This window comes from Streptomyces sp. NPDC014894 (genome assembly GCF_043080985.1).
In the GTDB taxonomy this organism is placed as follows: domain Bacteria; phylum Actinomycetota; class Actinomycetes; order Streptomycetales; family Streptomycetaceae; genus Streptomyces.
The window spans coordinates 164,958-181,867 of the sequence record NZ_JBIBWD010000013.1; the positions used below are offsets into that span (position 1 = coordinate 164,958).

Below are 16,910 nucleotides of genomic sequence, written 5' to 3' on the forward strand. Positions count from 1 at the left end.
TATTGCCGAGAGTGGCCCGATATGAGCTGACTGAGTGCCGTACGGGGCGGGTCCTGCGCGTGCCGCCGCGCCCGCGCACGACGTGACTGGTTACGTGTCAACGGTGCGAGAAACGGGGATTTTTAACGCTAATGATCAGTATGATCCGGTCGCGGCGCTGCCGTATCCGCCGGTCTGGGAGGTCCAGGGCCGGGGGACCGTCACCGGGGCACGCGCCCCGGACGCCGCTTCCGGGTCCGAGGGCCCGCCGCCCTGGTTCGACGTCCGGCTCACCTTCGCCGACGGCGCTCGGCTCGATGTGCTCGCGGTGGTCGAGGGGGGCCGGATCGCCATCGAGGACCTGCGCGCCGACCCGCCGCTGCCGCTGCCGGGACTGACGGTCCTGGCGGACCGGATCGGGGCCCCGCTCGCGGAGGCCTGCCGCACCGGGGCCCCCGGACCGCCGCCCGCCGCCGAGCCGGGGCCCCGCGCGCCCGGGTCCGGCCACCGCCGGGCGCGTCCCGCGGCGCTCCGGGGCCGCGCGGTCAGACGCGCCGCCGCCGACGCCTACCGGGCGGCCCAGCGCTCCGGGGCCGACCCCGTCCTCGCGGTGATGGGCGCGACCGGCCGCAGCCGCCGCAAATCCCTCCGGCTGATCGCCGGAGCCCGGGACGAGGGCCTGCTCACCCCTCGCCACAACCGCCGCCCGAGGCCCTGAACACCGGGTGCGCGCAAGGGTCGAGGGCGGCTGAAGGCTGCCTGAGGGCTGCCTGAGGACAGGGCGGTGCCCGGTCGCGGCCCGCCCGGTGGACGGTCGCGGTCAGGACGGCGGACGGGTCACGGTCGACCGGCCCGGTGGACGGTCGCGGTCAGGGCGGCGGAGGCTCGGGGTCCGTGGCCAGCCGGGCGTGCAGTTCCACATCGTGACGCACCCCGTCGTACGCCGACTTCCGGCGCTCCCGCCCCTCCACGGCGAAGCCCGCCGCCCGCGCCACCGCGCACGAGGCCGGATTGTTCACCCGGTGCCCCAGCTCCAGCCGGAAGAGGTCCGCGTCGTCGAAGGCCCAGCGGGCGAGCGCGTGCGCGCCGCGCGAGGCGACACCCCGGCCCCTGGCCCCGGGCACGGTCCAGTACGACACCCATCCGGTGCCATGACAACGGTCCACCGCCCCCACGGACATCTGCCCCAGCACGGTGTCGTCCCCGTCGGCCACCGCGAAGGCGAAGGCCGCGCCCGAGGCCCACTCCGCGCCCCGGTCCGCGATCCACCGGCCGGCCGCGGCGGGCGAGTCCACCGGATCCCTCGACTGCCCCCGCGTCAGCGGATCCGCGAACGCGGCGAGCACCGCGCCCCCGTCCCGCGCCGCCCACGCGCGCAGCACCAGCCCGCAGGGGAGTTCCACATGGGTACGCACCCCCCGAGTCTTCCGCCCGGGGCACGGCCTGTCACCCGCTTCTCCGGCGGCCCCGCACCGGTGGACCCGCCCGCGCCGGGGGCCCCGGCGGGCTCGCGCGCCGCGTGACATCGACCGATCCGGTTTTCTCCTGAATAAACGTTCCACGTGTCAAGTTCACTGCATCGAGGGATGGATCATGCCTCTTGTTGGCCCGAACGGGGAATCTGAGCCTACGGTTCTGGTGGTCGGGGACGCCTCGTCCCTCCCCGACATCCACACACCCTTCCGCCGCGCCTCCGGTGCGCCGTGCGCGTGTGCCGCAATGACCGCCCCTACGGAGGAGAGCACTGCCCGTGACCGTCGAGACCAGCCAGGAAGCGCGTGACGAACCGCGCCCCCAGAACAGCCTCAGCACCGCGGCGGCCCGCAATCTCGCCACCACGACCAAGTCCGTCCCGCAGATGCAGGAGATCACCTCCCGCTGGCTGCTCAGGACGCTCCCCTGGGTCGAGGTCGCCGGCGGCGCGTACCGGGTGAACCGCCGTCTGACGTACACGGTCGGCGACGGCCGCGTCGAGTTCATCCAGGACGGCGCCGAGGTCCGCGTCATCCCGCGAGAGCTGGGCGAACTGGCCCTGCTCCGGGGCTTCGAGGACGACGACGCGCTGTCCGCCCTCGCGAGCCGGTGCATCCAGCGCGACTTCCGCGAGGGCGAGGTGCTCGCCGAGCGCGGCGCCCCGGCGGAAAGGATTCATCTGGTCGCCCACGGCCGGATCGAGAAGATCTCCACCGGACCGTACGGCGACGAGAACGTGGTCGGCGTGCTCGCGGACGGCGACCGGTTCGGCCAGGACGCGCTGCTCGACCCGGACGCCGTCTGGGAGTACACCGCCGTTGCCAGGACCGCCGGAACCCTGCTCACCCTCTCCCGCTCCGACTTCACCTCCGTGGTCGCCGCGTCGCCCGCCCTGGAGGCGCACCTCCGCGAGTTCCGCGACCTGTCGGAACAGCGCCAGAACCGCCGCGGCGAGGCGGAGATCGCCATGTCCGCCGGCCACACCGGAGAGCATGAGCTGCCCGGCGCCTTCGTGGACTACGAGCTGAACCCGCGGGAGTACGAACTCTCCCTCGCGCAGACCGTGCTGAAGGTCCACACCCGCGTCGCCGACCTCTACAACCATCCGATGAACCAGACCGAGCAGCAGCTGCGGCTCACGGTGGAGGCCCTGCGCGAGCGCCAGGAGTACGAGCTGATCAACAACCGCGAGTTCGGGCTGCTCCACAACGCCGCCTTCGACCAGCGGATTCAGCCCTTCTCCGGCCCGCCGACCCCGGACGATCTCGACGAGCTGCTCTGCCGCCGCCGGGGTTCCAAGTACTTCTTCGCCCACCCCCGGGCGATCGCCGCGATCGGCCGTGAGTTCAACTCCCGCGGCCTCTACCCCGACCATGTGGACGTCGGCGGCCAGCAGGTCCCCGCCTGGCGCGGGGTGCCGATCCTGCCGTGCAACAAGATCCCGATCAGCAAGGAGAACACCACCTCGATCCTGGTGATGCGGACCGGGGAGGACAACCAGGGCGTGATCGGGCTGAACCAGACCGGCCTGCCGGACGAGTACGAGCCCGGTGTCTCGGTGCGGTTCATGGGCATCGACGAGCAGGCGATCATCTCCTACCTCGTCACCACCTACTTCTCCGCCGCCGTCCTGGTGCCCGACGCGCTCGGGGTGCTGGAGAACGTCCAGATCGCCCGTACCGGCGGCTGAGTCCGCCCGGACGGCCGTCTCCCGGCGGGCGGCCCCCGGGCCGCCCGCCGAGCCCCCGGTCCGGTCCGGTCCGGTCCGGTCCGGTCCGCACGCTCCCGCCCCGGATCCGCCGGAGGCCGGACCCTTCGTCCCGGCGCCGGAAGCGGAACCCGGCCGGCGTTTCCGACAGACCACTCACGCGAGGAGCAGAGGAGCAGTGGTACGACCATGGACACCGATGCCCTGAACCGGATTCTGCGCGGCCCGACCGGTCTGGGCACATCGGGGCTCTACCCGGCGCGGCCCGCGGCCCCGGCCGGCGGCGGCCCCGTTGTTCCGGGCCTGTACCACCATCCCGTACCGGAACCCGACCCCGTACGGGTGGCCGAGATCAGCCGCCGGGTCAAGGAATGGGCGATCGAGGAGATCGAGCTGTATCCCCCCGAGTGGGAGGAGGAGTTCGACGGCTTCCGGGTGGGGCGCTACATGACCGTCTGCCACCCGGACGCGCCCACCGCCGACCATGTGATGATCGCGGCCCGGCTGATGGTCGCGGAGAACGCGGTCGACGACTACTACTGCGAGGATCACGGCGGCTCGCCGATCGGGCTCGGCGGCCGGCTGCTGCTGGCCCACACGGCGCTCGACCCGCTGCACACCGCACGGGAGTACGCGCCTCAGTGGGAGCGCTCGCTCGGAGCCGACGCCCCCCGGCGCGCCTACCGCTCCGCGATGGAGCACTTCCTCGCCGCCGCCGGCCCCTCCCAGGCGGACCGGTTCCGGCACGACATGGCCCGGCTGCACCTCGGATATCTCGCCGAGGGCGCGTGGGACCAGACCGACCACATCCCCGAGGTGTGGGAGTACCTGGCCATGCGCCAGTTCAACAACTTCCGCCCCTGCCCCACCATCACCGACACCGTCGGAGGCTATGAACTCCCGGCCGATCTGCACGCCCGGCCGGCCCTCCAGCGGGTGATCGCGCTCGCCTCCAACGCCACCACGATCGTCAACGACCTCTACTCGTACACGAAGGAACTCGCCAGTCCGGGACGGCACTTGAACCTGCCCGTAGTGATCGCCGAACGCGAGAAATGTTCCGAGAGGGACGCGTACCTCAAGGCGGTCGAGATCCACAACGAGCTGATGCACGAGTTCGAGGCCGAGTCGGCCGCCCTCGCCGCGGCCTGTCCGCTGCCCGTCCTGGTCCGTTTCCTGCGCGGCGTCGCCGTATGGGTCGACGGCAACCACGACTGGCACCGGAGCAACACCTACCGCTACAGCCTGCCGGATTTCTGGTGAGGAAGGAAAACCGACCGTGACCATGTCCGAACTGACCACCACCCCCCGCGAGAGCGCCGTCGACGCGCCCGCGACGCCCTACCAGGGCGACATCGCCCGCTACTGGAACCACGAGGCCAGACCCGTCAATCTGCGGCTCGGCGACGTCGACGGCCTCTACCACCACCACTACGGCGTCGGCGACGTCGACCGGGCCGCCCTCGGCGACCCCGGCGCACCCGGCCACGAGCAGCGTCTGATCGCCGAACTGCACCGGCTGGAGTCGGCCCAGGCCGAACTGCTGCTGGACCACCTCGGCCCGGTCCAGCGGGACGACATAGTCGTCGACGCCGGCTGCGGCCGGGGCGGCTCGATGGTCATGGCGCACCGGCGCTTCGGCTGCCAGGTCGAAGGGGTCACCCTGTCGGCCAAGCAGGCCGACTTCGCCAACGAGCGCGCCCGGCAGCTCGACTACGACGGGTTCGTACGGGCCCAGGTCTGCAACATGCTGGACATGCCCTTCGCGAACGGGCAGGCCAGGGCTTCCTGGAACAACGAGTCCAGCATGTACGTCGATCTGCAGGACCTGTTCGCCGAGCACGCCCGGATCCTCGCCCCCGGCGGCCGGTACGTCACCGTCACCGGCTGCTGGAACCCCGTCTACGGACAGCCCTCCAAGTGGGTCTCGCAGATCAACGCGCACTTCGAGTGCAACATCCACTCCCGCCGCGAGTATCTGCGCGCCATGGCCGACAACCGTCTCGTGCCGCAGACCGTCCTCGACCTGACCGAGGCGACCCTGCCGTACTGGGAGCTGAGGGCGACCTCGTCGCTCGTCACCGGGATCGAGGAGGCGTTCATCAACTCCTACCGGGACGGCTCCTTCCAGTATCTGCTGATCGCCGCGGACCGCGTCTGACCCGCACGCGGCCGGACACGTCCCGGCAGGCCGCCGCACCCCGTCCGACCCGCCGCAACACGGGCCGGACGGGAGCGCGGCGGCTCAGTCGTCCAGAAGGCTGCGCAGGAAGCTCCTCCGCCTCCGGTTGGCGTTCGGGTCGACGGCCGGGCGCGGTGGGCGGTCCGCCGCAACTTTGATCATGGGAACGCCGGGGAGCATCCGGCCGATGGCGTCGAAGCGGTCATCGGTGTGGACGACGGTCAGTCCATGGTCCCGAGCGGTGAGCACCGTCATGACGTCCATGAGGGACGGCGTGTACCCGATGCCCGATGCGCGCAGTCGCTTCACCACGTCGGCGGCTTCGGACTGCCGGTTGAAGTGCTTCAGCGGGACGGAGCCGAAGGCCCGGTCGAGTGCCTGGTAGAAGGGCGCGGGGTCCACCCCGGGGCGCAGGACGTTTCTGAGTTCGGCATGGGCGACAGGACAGATGGTCACGAGCCCTTCGGCGACGCGTGCGGGCCAGGGAGCGCCGACCGTGCCGAAAAGGAGCCGCCAGAGCACGGAGGTGTCGGCGAGGTAGCGCGGGGAGGGCGCACTGGCGGGCGTCATCGCTGCATGTCCTCACGATCGGCGAGGGCGCCGGAGTCCAGATGGCGGCCCGCGTGCTCCTGAAGCCAGCTCAGCGCGTTCGCACGCTCCTCCGGATCGGCGGACGGCAGGACCAGCTCCATGCCTCCGCCCCTGCCGCTCTCGGCCTGCGGAGTCTTCCGTCGCTCCCGGAAACCGAACATCCGGTCACTACCCCCTTGTCGTAGCCCCGTCGCGACCGCTGTCACCGCGGCTGCTCCGGTTGCCATGCGTTCGTCCCACGCCCGCCGTGCCCGTCGCGGCCGGCTTCGCCAGTAGAACACGGCGGCGGCGGGGCCTGCTTGGCGGGCTCGGCGGACGGGATGGTGCCCTGACTGGGCCCTCGGCAGGCCGGATCCCGGTGGCGCTGGTCGCGCCCTGTCGTCCCCGCACGCGCGGGGCTGGTCCCGAGTCGGCGTCGACGGCGGTGTCGCCGTTGATGTCGTCCTCGCGTCCCGCGGGGCTGGTCCCTGGCCCTTCGTGCCCATCACCTTCTGCGTGGTCCACTTCCTTCCAGCCTCGGGGTCACCCAGGAATGCCAGGTCGCCGTGGTCGGCTCCCTTGATGGCATAGCGCGTGCCCGGCTTGGCCGCACGGTTCGCGGGACGGTCCGTCAGGACCGTCCTGTTCGAGTTGAGTCCGAAGACGTAGGCGTTGATGGAGCTGTTGGGCGCCGTGTTCTGGGCCCTGGTCTCCGCGTCGAAGTCGCCGGCGCCCCGACGATCCGGGGTGACCGTGCTGTGGGACGCCGACGTCAGAGTTCGGCGGTGTAGGGGGAGCAGGCCCGGTTGGCCCCGGTCCGGGCGCGGAAGGTGAAGCCGTCCGCCGCCGGCCGCCCGGGGAGCGGCCGGGCCCCCGGCCGTCAGGGCCTCGCCGGGCTTCCGTCCGTCACCACCAGTACACGGGGTAGCGGGCGGTCTTCCCGGTGCGGCCGGCGGCGACGCCGACGGCCACGAGGACGAGGGCGCCGAGCAGGAGGAGGGGGAGGAAGAGGGCCGGGTCGGGGTCGGCGAGGACGGCGATCACGGCGGTGGCGGCGGCCGGGGAGTGCGGGGTGCGGGCCAGCGCCATGGCTCCGACGGCGAGACCGCCGGCGACCGCCGCCGTCCAGAGGGAGTCGCCGGCGACGGCGACCGCGAGAAGGCCCACCGACGCCGAGACGAGCTGCCCGCCGACGACGCCGCGCGGCTGGGCGAGCGGCAGGGAGGGCGCGGCGAAGACCAGCGCGGCGCTGGCGGCCAGCGGCGGGATGAGCACCGGCTGGTCGAGGACGGCGCCGATGACGACGAGGAGCAGCAGACCGGCGGCGCCCGCGACGGTGGCCACCGCGATCGCGGCGAGGGGGGCGCGGGCCGGGGCCCTGCCCGCCAGGGCGGCGGCGAGGGCGGTGCGGGCGCTTCGCGCCCGGGCGGACTCCTCGGCCGCGCCGACGGCTGTGAGCCCGGCGGGCGCGGCGGGCGCGGCGGGCGCGGTGGGCTCGGCGGCTGTCACGGCGGCGGGGGCGCCCGCTCCGGGGCCGGTCGCTCCGGCGGAGGGGGAGGCATCGGGTGAGGGGGTGGTGTCCACGGCGCTCTCCTCGGCGACGGCCGGGTCTCAAAGACCCCGGCGTGAGCAGGACGTATCGGCCAGCTAATGCAATAATACAAGCAGAGGCATTAGCTCGGATTGCTCTCGCCGCACGGGCAGGATGGAACGATGGGCGACAGACCGAAGAAGGACCGCGCGCCGGCGACCGCGACCGCGTGCGGGTCGGCGTTCGACGGACTCCCTCTGTCGGGCGAGCCGTTGCCGCTGGAGCTGGTGAACACGACCTATGTCAAGGGCGGGGTGCGCGGCCGTCTCGTGGACGCCCTGACCGGCCCCGGCGATCTTGATCACTGGCTCGCGCTGCACCGCGACGCGTTCGGGACGCCGCTCGGGGCCGCCCTGGCGGCGGCGGGCCCGTCCGGGCGGCCGCATCTGGACCGTTTCCTGGAGCTGCGGCAGGCGCTGCGGACGCTCGTCGGGGCCCGGGTGTCGGCGCGGCCCGCGGGGCCCGGGGAGATCGGCACGGTGAACGACGCGGCCCGGCTCGCACCCCACTGGCAGGAACTCGGCCCCGGTTTCGTCGCCGTGCCCCGCTGGCCGGAACCCGACCCCCGGCTGGTGGCGCTGGGCGAGGTGGCCACGGCCGGGGTGCGTCTGCTCGCCGGCCCGGACGCCCCTCTGCTGCGCGCGTGCCCGGCGCCGGGGTGCGTCCTGTACTTCGTGAAGACGCGTACGCGCCGCGAGTGGTGCAGCGCGGGATGCGGCAACCGGGTGCGCGTCGCCCGGCACAGCCGCCGGATCGGGAAGGAGGACGAGACCGGCCGGAGACCGGCGTCGATCCCAGGGGGGACCGCGCGCTGAGGCCCCGTACGGGCCCCGCCGCGCAGCGACCGGACGCCGACGGCGCGCCGGACGCCGAACCGAACGAGGTGAACGCGATGACCGAGATCAGCTATGTGGCGAACGTCTTCCGCAGTGGATTCGACCTGGACCAGCTCGACTGGACGAGCTGGGACGAGCCCGGCCGGGCCCATGTGGAGCACCATGTCCTGTGGGCTCCCGACGAGGCGTCGGGAGAGGACTCCGTCGGTCTGCTCCTGCGCTTCCCGCCGGGTGCCCACGGCGACTTCCACGAACATCTCGGCCATGAGCTGATGCTGGTGCTGGACGGGGTGCTCGACCACAGCGACGGCATGTCCTTCGCCAAGGGCGATCTGATCGTGGAGGGCCCCGGCACCGAGCATCAGATGTCGAGCAGCGCCGGATGCACCGTGCTCGCCGTCCGCACCCGGCCCGCCGAGGCCCGCACCCCGAGGAAGCCGATCCGGCCGGTGGGCGGCGCCGCCGCCTGATCGGGCGACCTTCGAACACAGCTCCGCGCCCGAACACAGCTCCGCGCCGAGATCCGCGCGCGCCGCTGGAACGACCGCCGCCGAGCGATCCGCTCGCGCGGGTCCAGGGCGGACGCCCGTCAGGCGCCGCCGTCGGGCGTGCAGGAGTGGAGCACGGTACGTCCCGGGGCTCGGCGGGCGCCTCACTCGTCCCGGTCGGTGCCGTCCCGGCCACGGGGGCGGGCGATTCGGCGCAGTCGATGGTGCCGTCCGGGGCCCGCCTCGGAGATCGCCTCGCCGACCATCGCCCGTACCGCGTCCCGTACGCCGTGCAGCGCCTGGCCGCGCGCGGGTCCGGCGCCGGGGTCCGCGCGCAGTTCCTTGAGCAGTGCCCAGCACAGCAGCAGCATGACCACCACGAACGGCAGCGCCACCAGGATCGTCGCCGTCTGGAGCGACTTCAGCCCGCCGGCCACCAGCAGTACGGCCGCCACCGCTGCCATCAGCACGCCCCAGACGACCACGAGCCAGGTCCGCGGGTTCAGCGCGCCCCTGCTGGTCAAGGACCCCATCACCAGCGACGCGGAGTCGGCGCTGGTCACGAAGTAGGTCATCACCAGCAGCATCGCCACCCAGGACGTGGCCGTCCCCAGAGGCAGCGCGTCCAGCATCGCGAACAGCGACGCCTCCTCGCCCTCCTTGAGCTTCGCCGCCATGTCGACCTCGCCGGTCGCGTCCAGCCGGATGCCGGTGCCGCCCATCACGCAGAACCAGACGACGGTGGCCCCGCTCGGGACGAGCAGCACCCCGACCAGGAACTCCCGGATGCGCCGGCCCCGGGAGATCCGCGCGATGAACGTTCCCACGAACGGCGCCCAGGACAGCCACCACGCCCAGTAGAAGATCGTCCAGGAGCCCAGCCAGGCGCTGTCCGTGAACGCGCCGGTCCGGGTCGCCATCGTGACCAGCTGACTGACATAGCCGCCGACGCTCGCCGGGATCGCGTCCAGGATGTAGACGGTCGGCCCGAGCACGAACACGAAGAGCATCAGACACGCCGCGAGGACGATGTTCATGGTGCTCAGCCACTTCACGCCCTTGTGGAGTCCGGTGAACGCGGAGATCACGAAGGCCGCGGACAGCGAGACGACGATGAGCAGTTGCACGGTCGTCGAATCGCGCACACCCGCGGTGAGGTTGAGGCCCTCGGCGACCTGGAGGGTGCCCACCCCCAGGCTCGTGGCGGTCCCGAACACGGTCGCGAACACCGCCAGGAGGTCGATCAGCTGACCGGGCCGGCCGTTGGCCCGGCGTTCCCCGAGCAGCGGCACGAACACCGAACTGAGCCGGTTGCCACGGCCCTTGCGGAAGCTCGCGTAGGCGAGGGCGAGGCCCGCGATCCCGTAGATCGCCCACGGGGTGAGGGTCCAGTGGAAGAACGAGTACTCCAGCCCCGTTCCCGCCGCCGCGCCGGTGCGCGGCTCCACCCCGCTGTCCGGGGGCGGTTCCAGATAGTGGGTGAGGGGTTCACCGACGCCGTAGAACATCAGACCGATGCCCATGCCCGCGCTGAACATCATCGCGATCCACGCGAGGTTGGTGAACTCCGGCTCGCTGTCGTCCGCGCCGAGCTTGACCCGGCCGTAGCGGGAGAAGGCGAGCAGGACGCACAGGACGAGGAAGGCGTCCGCCGCGATCACGAACAGCCAGGCGAAGTTGCTCAGCACCCAGTCCAGGGCCGAGCCGGACGCGCTGTCGAAGGACTCCTTCCCGATGGCCGCCCAGGCGACGACGCCGAGGACGACCGCGACGCCGACCACCACGACCACGGCGTCGGGGGAGGTGTCCTGGCCGACGGGGCGGTGAGGTTCCTCCGGCCGCCCTGACTCTTCGATCGATTCACTGCTCATCGAGGTCACTATGGTGGGAAACAAGCTGTTATGTACCCGTGGCACGCCGGTCACCCTCACGCGCGCGGTTTCCCACGCCCCCGGCGCGTTCGCGGTGGGCCTCTTCGCGACAGCGGGCGACAGCGGGCGACAGCGGGCCGGCCGCGGGCGGGCCGGGTCCCGTCCGCTCCGGGTCCCGTCCGCTCCGGGTTCCGTCCGGGGGCCGGGGGAGGACGCGCCGCCGGAGGAGGCGTGGACCGGGGCCGCCCACTGTGCCCGGTCCGCCGTCGGGGACGGGACACGCCGGGTCAGTCCAGTCGTACGGCGAGGAGTGCGATGTCGTCGTCCTTCTCCGTCCCGAAGGCCCGCAGCAGCATGTCGCTCATCGCCTCCAGATCGGCCGGGCCGGACGACACCGCCGCGACGAAGTCCTGGAGACTCTCGTCGAGGTCCCGGCCGCGTTCCTCCACCAGTCCGTCGGTCACCATGATCAGACGGGTCCCGGGCGTCGTGTCGTGGACGGTGGGCGCGGGGTGGGCCAGGCCCAGCCCCAGCAGCGGGCCGTGCTCTTCGAGGAAGCGGGTCCGCCCGTCCGGCTCCACGAGCAGCGGGGGGATATGACCGGCGTTGGAGAGATGGACGCGCCGGCCGCCGGGCTCGATGAGGATGAGGCAGAGCGTGGCCGTGATCCCCGGCCGCGAATGCGCCAGGAGCGTATCCAGACGGTCCTGGAGGTGATGCGGGGGATGGCCCTCCAGGGCATAGGCGCGCAGCGCGTGCCGGATCTCGCCCATCACCGCGGCGGCCGCCAGCGAGTGACCGACCACGTCACCGATGGCCAGGAGGAGCCCGTCGGCGGTCTCCAGGGCTTCGTAGAAATCGCCGCCGATCTCCGCGTGGGCGCTGGCGGGGACGTAGCGGAAGGCCAGCTCGATTCCCGGGACCGAGGGGAGCCGGTCGGGCAGGAAGGTCTTCTGCAGCGCGAGGGCGAGGGAGTGTTCCTCGGCGTAGCTGCGCAGCGACTCCAGGGCCAGCGCCGAGGCGACGGCGAGCTGCTGGAGGAGTTCCCGGTCCTCCGTGCCGTGCAGTGCTTCGGCCGGGACCGCGATGCAGAGAGGGGGCCGGCTCCTCTTGGTGCGCGCGAGGATCAGCGAGACGTCCCCCCGCAGCGGGTCGGACGGCATCAAGGCCTGCCACAGCGCCCGGGGAACCTGCGCGATTTCGGCGCCGGTCCCCCCGTCGAGCGCCTGGACGGACAGCCGGTTCAGCACATCGAGACGGGCGGGCGAGAGCTTGGGAGTCTCCGAGGGGCCCGGCACCGTGCTGTGCACCACTTGGCCCTCCGGGGTGAGGAAGACGGCGGTGGCCGGGCAGGACATCAGGGCCGCCGCGCCGCCGGTCGCGGCGACGGCGAAGGAGTGGAACCCCACCGCCCGGTACACGTCCAGGGCGGTCCGGTTCAGTGTCCGCAGCCGCAGGGCCAGAAGCTCCGCCCGTCGCCGCGCCCGGGTGTACCGGAGCGTCGCGGTGACCGTGGCCAGCATCTCGTCGCGGTCGATGGGCTGGTTCAGATAGGCGTCCGCGCCGCCTTGGAGCCCCCGGGCGTGATCGTCGGCGCCCAGGGCGACGGCCGACACATGGATCACCGGTACATCCGCGGTGCGGGGAGTCGTCTTGATGGCCCGGCAGACCTGGAAGCCGCTCATGTCCGGCAGATTGATGTCGACGATCGCCGCTTCCACCGTGGGCGTACCGGCCAGCTCCAACAGCTCCAGCCCGGCGGTCCCGTCCGGTGCTTCGAGGACCGTGTGCCCGGCGCGCCGGAGCCAGCTGCTCAGTACGTAACGGTTCGTCGCGTCGTCATCGACGATGAGAATGACGGCGGGCGCGCCGTCCTGTCGCGCGAACGGATTCATGGGCCGCTCTCCCGCCCGTCGTCGTCCAGGCGGGCGGCGGGTGCGCCGGGGGCCGGCCGCTCCGCCGCGAGCACGGTCGTGCGGCAGGGCTCCGGGCCCGGGCCCGCGGTCGTGTGCGGCAGGCGGAGCTCGACCCGGGTGCCCTGCCCCTCCGCGCTGGTCAGCACCAGCGAACCGCCGAGCAGTTCGGCCAGGGTCCGGGCGTAGGGCAGACCCAGTCCGGTGCCGGGGCGACCACGCTGATGCCGGCCCGGCACCTGGTAGAACTCCTCGAACACCCGTTGCTGTTCCGCCTCGGGGATGCCGATGCCGGTGTCGGTGACGGTCAGGGCGAGCCAGGGGCCGTTCGGCTCCTCGACGACGCCGACCGTCAGACCCACCTCGCCCTTCTCGGTGAACTTCAGCGAGTTGGAGAGCAGATTGCGCAGAATCCTCGTCAGCAGCACCTCGTCCGTGACCACGAGGGGAAAGCCGTGCAGATCGGGCATCTTCATCACGACATGGCTCGCTCGCGGCGTGCCGGTCAGCGCACCGCCGAGCTGACCGATCAGCGCGTGGAGATCGACCGCGTCCAGCCGGACCTCCAGCTGCCCGGACTCCGCCTTGGCGACGTCCAGCAGGTCGTTCACGAGGGACAGCAGAGTCTGCCCCGAGGCCGCGATCATCGACACCTGTCGATGCTGCTCCTCGTCGAGTCTGTTCGATCCGGGTTCCAGCACCAGCCGGGCGAGTCCGACGACGGAGTTGACCGGAGTGCGCAGCTCATGGCTGACATGTGTCCAGAACCGCGTCTTGGCCGCGCTCGCCTCACGCAGCCGGCGCGACTTGTCCTCCAGTTCGGTGTGGAGGGCCACCACACCGCTGTTGGTGGTCTCCAGCTCCTGCGACAGTTCTGTGTAGAGCGCCATGACACCCCGGTTGGTCTCCTCCAGCTCCTCGTTGAGCCGGCGGAGCTCCTCGCGCTGCGCGCGGGTCTCCTCCAGTGTGGCGATCAGGTCGCGGGTCTGCGCGCGCAGATCCTCGGCCATGGTGGCCGGGGCCGTGCGCCGGAGGGCCTCACGAAGATCCCTCCGGCGATCGGACGAGACGACGCCCGCCGGAACCGGCTGCTCCAGGACGAGCCGGCTGCGGGACGCGCCGGCCGTGTGACGGACCCGGTGCACCAGCCGGGTCGCCAGCTCCAGCGCCTCCGGAGCGGGATCGGCGCCCGACTCCCACTGGAAGATCACCGCCAGGACCGGTTCGCCCTCCCCGTGCAGCTCGAAGGTGGCGGTCAGTCCGGTGGCGCCGAGCCTGTCCCGGCCCAGTTCGCTGAGCGCGGTGGCCAGCCGCACCTGGTCCTGGCGTTCCATGCGCAGCGATTCCGCCGCTTGTTGACCGCTGCGTCTCAGCGAGAAGACGTCCTGAGCGGAGGTGACGGGCACCGTCAGCAGATGCCTCGGATCGTGGGGCGTCACGTCACCATGCTCCCTTGACGACGACGACTCCCGCGTCGTCGCGTCGTACGGCCGCCTCCCTGAGCAACTGACCCGCGATCACCGTGGGACCGTGCCCCAGGAGGCCGGGCATGGAGTCCAGGGTCCAGCGTTCCGTCAGTCCGTCCGAGTGGAGGACCAGCGCGCCCCCGGGGACCATCGGCTGCTCGAAGGTCCGGAGCGTACGCATGTGGTGGCCGACGATCCCCGGTGCGGACACCAGGCTCTTGCGGACACCGAGGCCGACGACGAAACCGCTGACGTTGCCGACGCCGCAGAGCAGGACACGCCCGCGGTCGGGCTCCAGCCGCGCGACGGCGACCGCGCCGCCGCGGGTGCCGCGCAGCGCGGTGTGGACCTCGCGCATGATCGCCTCGGGGTCGCCCGACGTGGAACGGCGGAAGGCGCCCGTCGCGGCCTCGCCGGCCCGTGCGGCGAGCGGCCCGTGTCCGAGACCGTCGCAGAGCATCGCGAGCATCGCCCGCCCGGAGCCGTCGCGGCCGTCATCGATCCGTACCGCCCAGGCGTCACCGCAGACCGTCTCACCGCTGATGGGGCGGGTGAGGCCCGCGGCCACGGCGTCCGGGGGGACGGAGGTCCGGGCGTCACGGCGGTTGCGGGGCCAGAACTGGGCGGCCATCACGGTGCCTTTGCCGGGCGAGGAGTGGATGTCGAAGACATCCGCGAGCCGGGCCACCGCGCCCAGCCCGATGCCGAGCGTTCCCGCCGTGGAGACCCCGTCGGAGAGCGCGGCGCCCACATCGGCCATACCCGGCCCGGCGTCCACGGTGACGAACTCCACCGCCGCACTGCTGTCCGTGCGCAGGACACGCAGGGCGAGCGACCCGTCGACAGCATGGCGCTGCAGATTCGTCGCCGCTTCGGTGACCGCGAGCGCGACCTCGGAGACACGGTGGGAGTCGAGCCCGACACGGCGCGCGAGCGCGGCGGCGGCGCCGCGGGCCGAGGCGGGGAGCACCGGATCGTCCCGGAACCAGGCGATGTCCTCGCACTCCACCGGAGCGGGCCCGGTCACCGCGCCCACTTGACCAGTGTCACGGTCGTGCCCCGCCCCACCGCGGTGTCGAGCAGGAACTCGTCCACCAGCCGGCGGGCGCCGCTCAACCCCAGCCCCAGACCGCCGCCCGAGGTCCAGCCGTCGGTCAGGGCGAGGTCGACATCGGGGATCCCCGGTCCGGAGTCCTCGAAGACCGCCCAGGCCCCGAGCCGGCCCGCACCCCGCACCGTACCGACCCGTACCACTCCGCCTCCCCCGTACACCAGCGTGTTGCGGGCCAGTTCACTGGCTGCGGTGACGAACTTCGTCTGATCGACCAGGGAGAGCCTGCACTGCTGCGCCAGCTCCCGGGCCAGCCGCCGTACCCGCACCACATCGTCGTTCGCCGCGATCGGCATCGTCTGCGGCTCGCTCTCGGGAGCCCAGCGGCTGCTCGTGCCCAGACCGCTCATGTCCGGCCCGCGCTGCTCCGCCTCAGGAGGGCGAGCCCCTTCTCCAGGTCGAGAGCGGTCCGTACACCCCCGAGTGACAGACCGAGTTCGACCAGGGTGATCGCCACAGCCGGGCGCATCCCCACCACCACCGTCTCGGCGTCCAGCATGCGCGAGATGGCGGCGGTGGTCGCCAGCATCCGGCCGACGAACGAGTCGACGATCTCCACCGCCGTGATGTCGATGACCACCCCCCGGGCGGAGCGGGCGACGATCTGTTCGGCCAGATCCTCCTGGAGATTCATGACGGTCTGGTCCTCCAGGTCGACCTGGATGGAGACCAGCAGAACGTCACCGATCCGCAGGATGGGCACGCGTTCCGTCATCGCGGGGCGTCCTTGCGGGCGACCATCTCGACGCCGGACTTCTTCAGCGCGAGCTGAAGGGCGTCGGCCAGGCTCGCCTTGGTCACGATGTCGCCGAACTCGATGCCCAGCGCCACGATGGTCTGGGCTATCTGCGGGCGTATCCCGGAGACCGTGCACTCGGCGCCCATCAGACGGGCCGCCACGATGGTCTTCAGCAGATGCTGCGCCACCTGGGTGTCGACCGCCGGAACACCGGTGATGTCGATGATCGCCTGCTCGGAGCCGGTGTCCACCAGGGCCTGGAGCAGCTTCTCCATCACCACCTGGGTACGGGCCGAGTCGAGGGTGCCGACCAGGGGCACGGCGATCACCCCGTCCCACAGCTTGACCACCGGAGTGGACAGCTCCAGGAGTTGATCGGCCTGCGTGGCGATGATCTCCTCGCGTGCGCGGGTGTACGTCTCGATCGTGAAGAGCCCCAGATCGTCCAGGAGCCGGCTCAGCCTCAGATAGGCCTGGACGTCCGCCGCGGTCCCGCTCGCCAGGACCGGCTCCAGGACCTGCTTGAGCGCGAAGACGCTCAGGGCGGTCTCGCTGGGGGTGAATCCCTGCCGGGCGCGGTTGCGCGACAGCTCCGTCAGCAGGGCCCGCAGCTCCGACAGTTCCTCGCTGTGGGCGTGCTGAGCCCCGGCGCGCAGCGCTTCCACCAGGGCCGCGTACAGCTCGTGCAGTTCCCGGTCGAGCTCGGCCTTGCTGATCCGGCCGGAGAGTCCCTGGGAGACATGGGTGACCCACAGGGCGGCCCGTTCCTCCTCACCGGCGGAGAGCAGGGCCACCAGCCTGGCCGAGATGTCTTGCTTTGCGACCACGGCCGCTCCTTGGGAGTCAATTTGTGCGATTGTGCGATTCTGCTGCGCAGCGTACGACATGCCGAGCGGGCGAGGTGCCTTCCCGGTCGCCGGCTGCACGTCGGCGACAGTTCGCTCATCCATGCGGGCTGCCTCACCCGACTACCCCGCTGATCC

At 72.1% G+C, this 16,910-nt stretch carries 16 protein-coding genes and 1 pseudogene; 6 read left to right on the forward strand and 11 right to left on the reverse strand.

Features of this window, described 5'->3' with window-relative positions; all coding sequences use genetic code 11:
* The first annotated feature begins 103 nt into the window (after positions 1-103).
* A complete protein-coding gene (locus ACF089_RS28205; protein ID WP_392032280.1) occupies positions 104-697 on the forward strand; it encodes a DUF6214 family protein in 594 nt (197 codons plus the stop codon).
* Positions 698-848: 151 nt separating this feature from the next.
* On the opposite strand, the gene ACF089_RS28210 is transcribed toward ACF089_RS28205, so the two are convergent.
* On the reverse strand, positions 849-1,394 hold the full coding sequence (locus tag ACF089_RS28210; RefSeq protein WP_392032283.1) for a GNAT family N-acetyltransferase: 546 nt from the start codon (positions 1,392-1,394) through the stop codon (positions 849-851).
* Between the two features lie 335 nt (positions 1,395-1,729).
* Between ACF089_RS28210 and ACF089_RS28215 the strand changes: the two genes are divergently transcribed.
* The 3 genes and pseudogenes from ACF089_RS28215 to ACF089_RS28225 all read left to right on the forward strand — a co-directional run bounded on the left by ACF089_RS28215 (position 1,730) and on the right by ACF089_RS28225 (position 5,321).
* Positions 1,730-3,142 (forward strand): family 2B encapsulin nanocompartment shell protein, encoded by a 1,413-nt coding sequence (locus ACF089_RS28215; protein ID WP_392032286.1) that lies wholly within the window; start codon positions 1,730-1,732, stop codon positions 3,140-3,142.
* Between the two features lie 219 nt (positions 3,143-3,361).
* Positions 3,362-4,423 (forward strand): annotated as a pseudogene (locus ACF089_RS28220) (family 2 encapsulin nanocompartment cargo protein terpene cyclase); the annotation flags it as partial.
* A 16-nt stretch (positions 4,424-4,439) separates the two neighbouring features.
* Entirely contained in the window at positions 4,440-5,321 is an 882-nt protein-coding gene (locus ACF089_RS28225) for a geranyl diphosphate 2-C-methyltransferase (protein ID WP_392032289.1), read from the forward strand.
* Between the two features lie 84 nt (positions 5,322-5,405).
* Here ACF089_RS28225 and ACF089_RS28230 read toward each other — a convergent pair whose 3' ends face one another.
* The 3 genes from ACF089_RS28230 to ACF089_RS28240 form a co-directional block, all read right to left on the reverse strand.
* The gene (locus ACF089_RS28230; protein ID WP_392032292.1) at positions 5,406-5,912 is read right to left on the reverse strand and encodes a PIN domain-containing protein; all 507 of its coding nucleotides are present in this window, start codon (positions 5,910-5,912) and stop codon (positions 5,406-5,408) included.
* Complete coding sequence (locus ACF089_RS28235; RefSeq protein ID WP_392032294.1) at positions 5,909-6,034, reverse strand: hypothetical protein; 126 nt, start codon at positions 6,032-6,034, stop codon at positions 5,909-5,911. The genes ACF089_RS28230 and ACF089_RS28235 overlap by 4 nt, the downstream gene beginning before the upstream one ends.
* 784 nt (positions 6,035-6,818) lie before the next feature.
* Positions 6,819-7,496 carry an HPP family protein gene (locus ACF089_RS28240; RefSeq protein ID WP_392032297.1) on the reverse strand — a complete coding sequence of 226 codons (678 nt, stop codon included), beginning with the start codon at positions 7,494-7,496 and terminating at the stop codon, positions 6,819-6,821.
* A 129-nt stretch (positions 7,497-7,625) separates the two neighbouring features.
* Here ACF089_RS28240 and ACF089_RS28245 point away from each other — a divergent pair, with 129 nt between their 5' ends.
* Together ACF089_RS28245 and ACF089_RS28250 are read left to right on the forward strand one after the other, a co-directional pair.
* Entirely contained in the window at positions 7,626-8,318 is a 693-nt protein-coding gene (locus ACF089_RS28245; protein ID WP_392032300.1) for a CGNR zinc finger domain-containing protein, read from the forward strand.
* Positions 8,319-8,395: 77 nt separating this feature from the next.
* Entirely contained in the window at positions 8,396-8,809 is a 414-nt protein-coding gene (locus tag ACF089_RS28250) for a cupin domain-containing protein (RefSeq protein WP_392032303.1), read from the forward strand.
* A 182-nt stretch (positions 8,810-8,991) separates the two neighbouring features.
* On the opposite strand, the gene ACF089_RS28255 is transcribed toward ACF089_RS28250, so the two are convergent.
* The 7 genes from ACF089_RS28255 to ACF089_RS28285 all read right to left on the reverse strand — a co-directional run bounded on the left by ACF089_RS28255 (position 8,992) and on the right by ACF089_RS28285 (position 16,754).
* Entirely contained in the window at positions 8,992-10,698 is a 1,707-nt protein-coding gene (locus ACF089_RS28255) for a BCCT family transporter (RefSeq protein ID WP_392032306.1), read from the reverse strand.
* A 287-nt stretch (positions 10,699-10,985) separates the two neighbouring features.
* Positions 10,986-12,593, reverse strand: coding sequence for a SpoIIE family protein phosphatase (locus ACF089_RS28260; RefSeq protein WP_392032309.1), 1,608 nt, complete (start codon positions 12,591-12,593; stop codon positions 10,986-10,988).
* Positions 12,590-14,050: a sensor histidine kinase gene (locus tag ACF089_RS28265; protein ID WP_392032312.1), complete on the reverse strand. Its 1,461-nt coding sequence runs from the start codon at positions 14,048-14,050 to the stop codon at positions 12,590-12,592. Before ACF089_RS28265 ends, ACF089_RS28260 begins: the two co-directional genes overlap by 4 nt.
* 1 nt (position 14,051) lies before the next feature.
* On the reverse strand, positions 14,052-15,113 hold the full coding sequence (locus ACF089_RS28270) for an ATP-binding protein (protein WP_392032315.1): 1,062 nt from the start codon (positions 15,111-15,113) through the stop codon (positions 14,052-14,054).
* On the reverse strand, positions 15,101-15,538 hold the full coding sequence (locus ACF089_RS28275) for an ATP-binding protein (protein WP_392032317.1): 438 nt from the start codon (positions 15,536-15,538) through the stop codon (positions 15,101-15,103). The genes ACF089_RS28270 and ACF089_RS28275 overlap by 13 nt, the downstream gene beginning before the upstream one ends.
* Entirely contained in the window at positions 15,535-15,903 is a 369-nt protein-coding gene (locus tag ACF089_RS28280; RefSeq protein ID WP_392032319.1) for an STAS domain-containing protein, read from the reverse strand. Before ACF089_RS28280 ends, ACF089_RS28275 begins: the two co-directional genes overlap by 4 nt.
* Positions 15,900-16,754: an STAS domain-containing protein gene (locus ACF089_RS28285; RefSeq protein ID WP_392032322.1), complete on the reverse strand. Its 855-nt coding sequence runs from the start codon at positions 16,752-16,754 to the stop codon at positions 15,900-15,902. Before ACF089_RS28285 ends, ACF089_RS28280 begins: the two co-directional genes overlap by 4 nt.
* Positions 16,755-16,910: the final 156 nt, after the last annotated feature.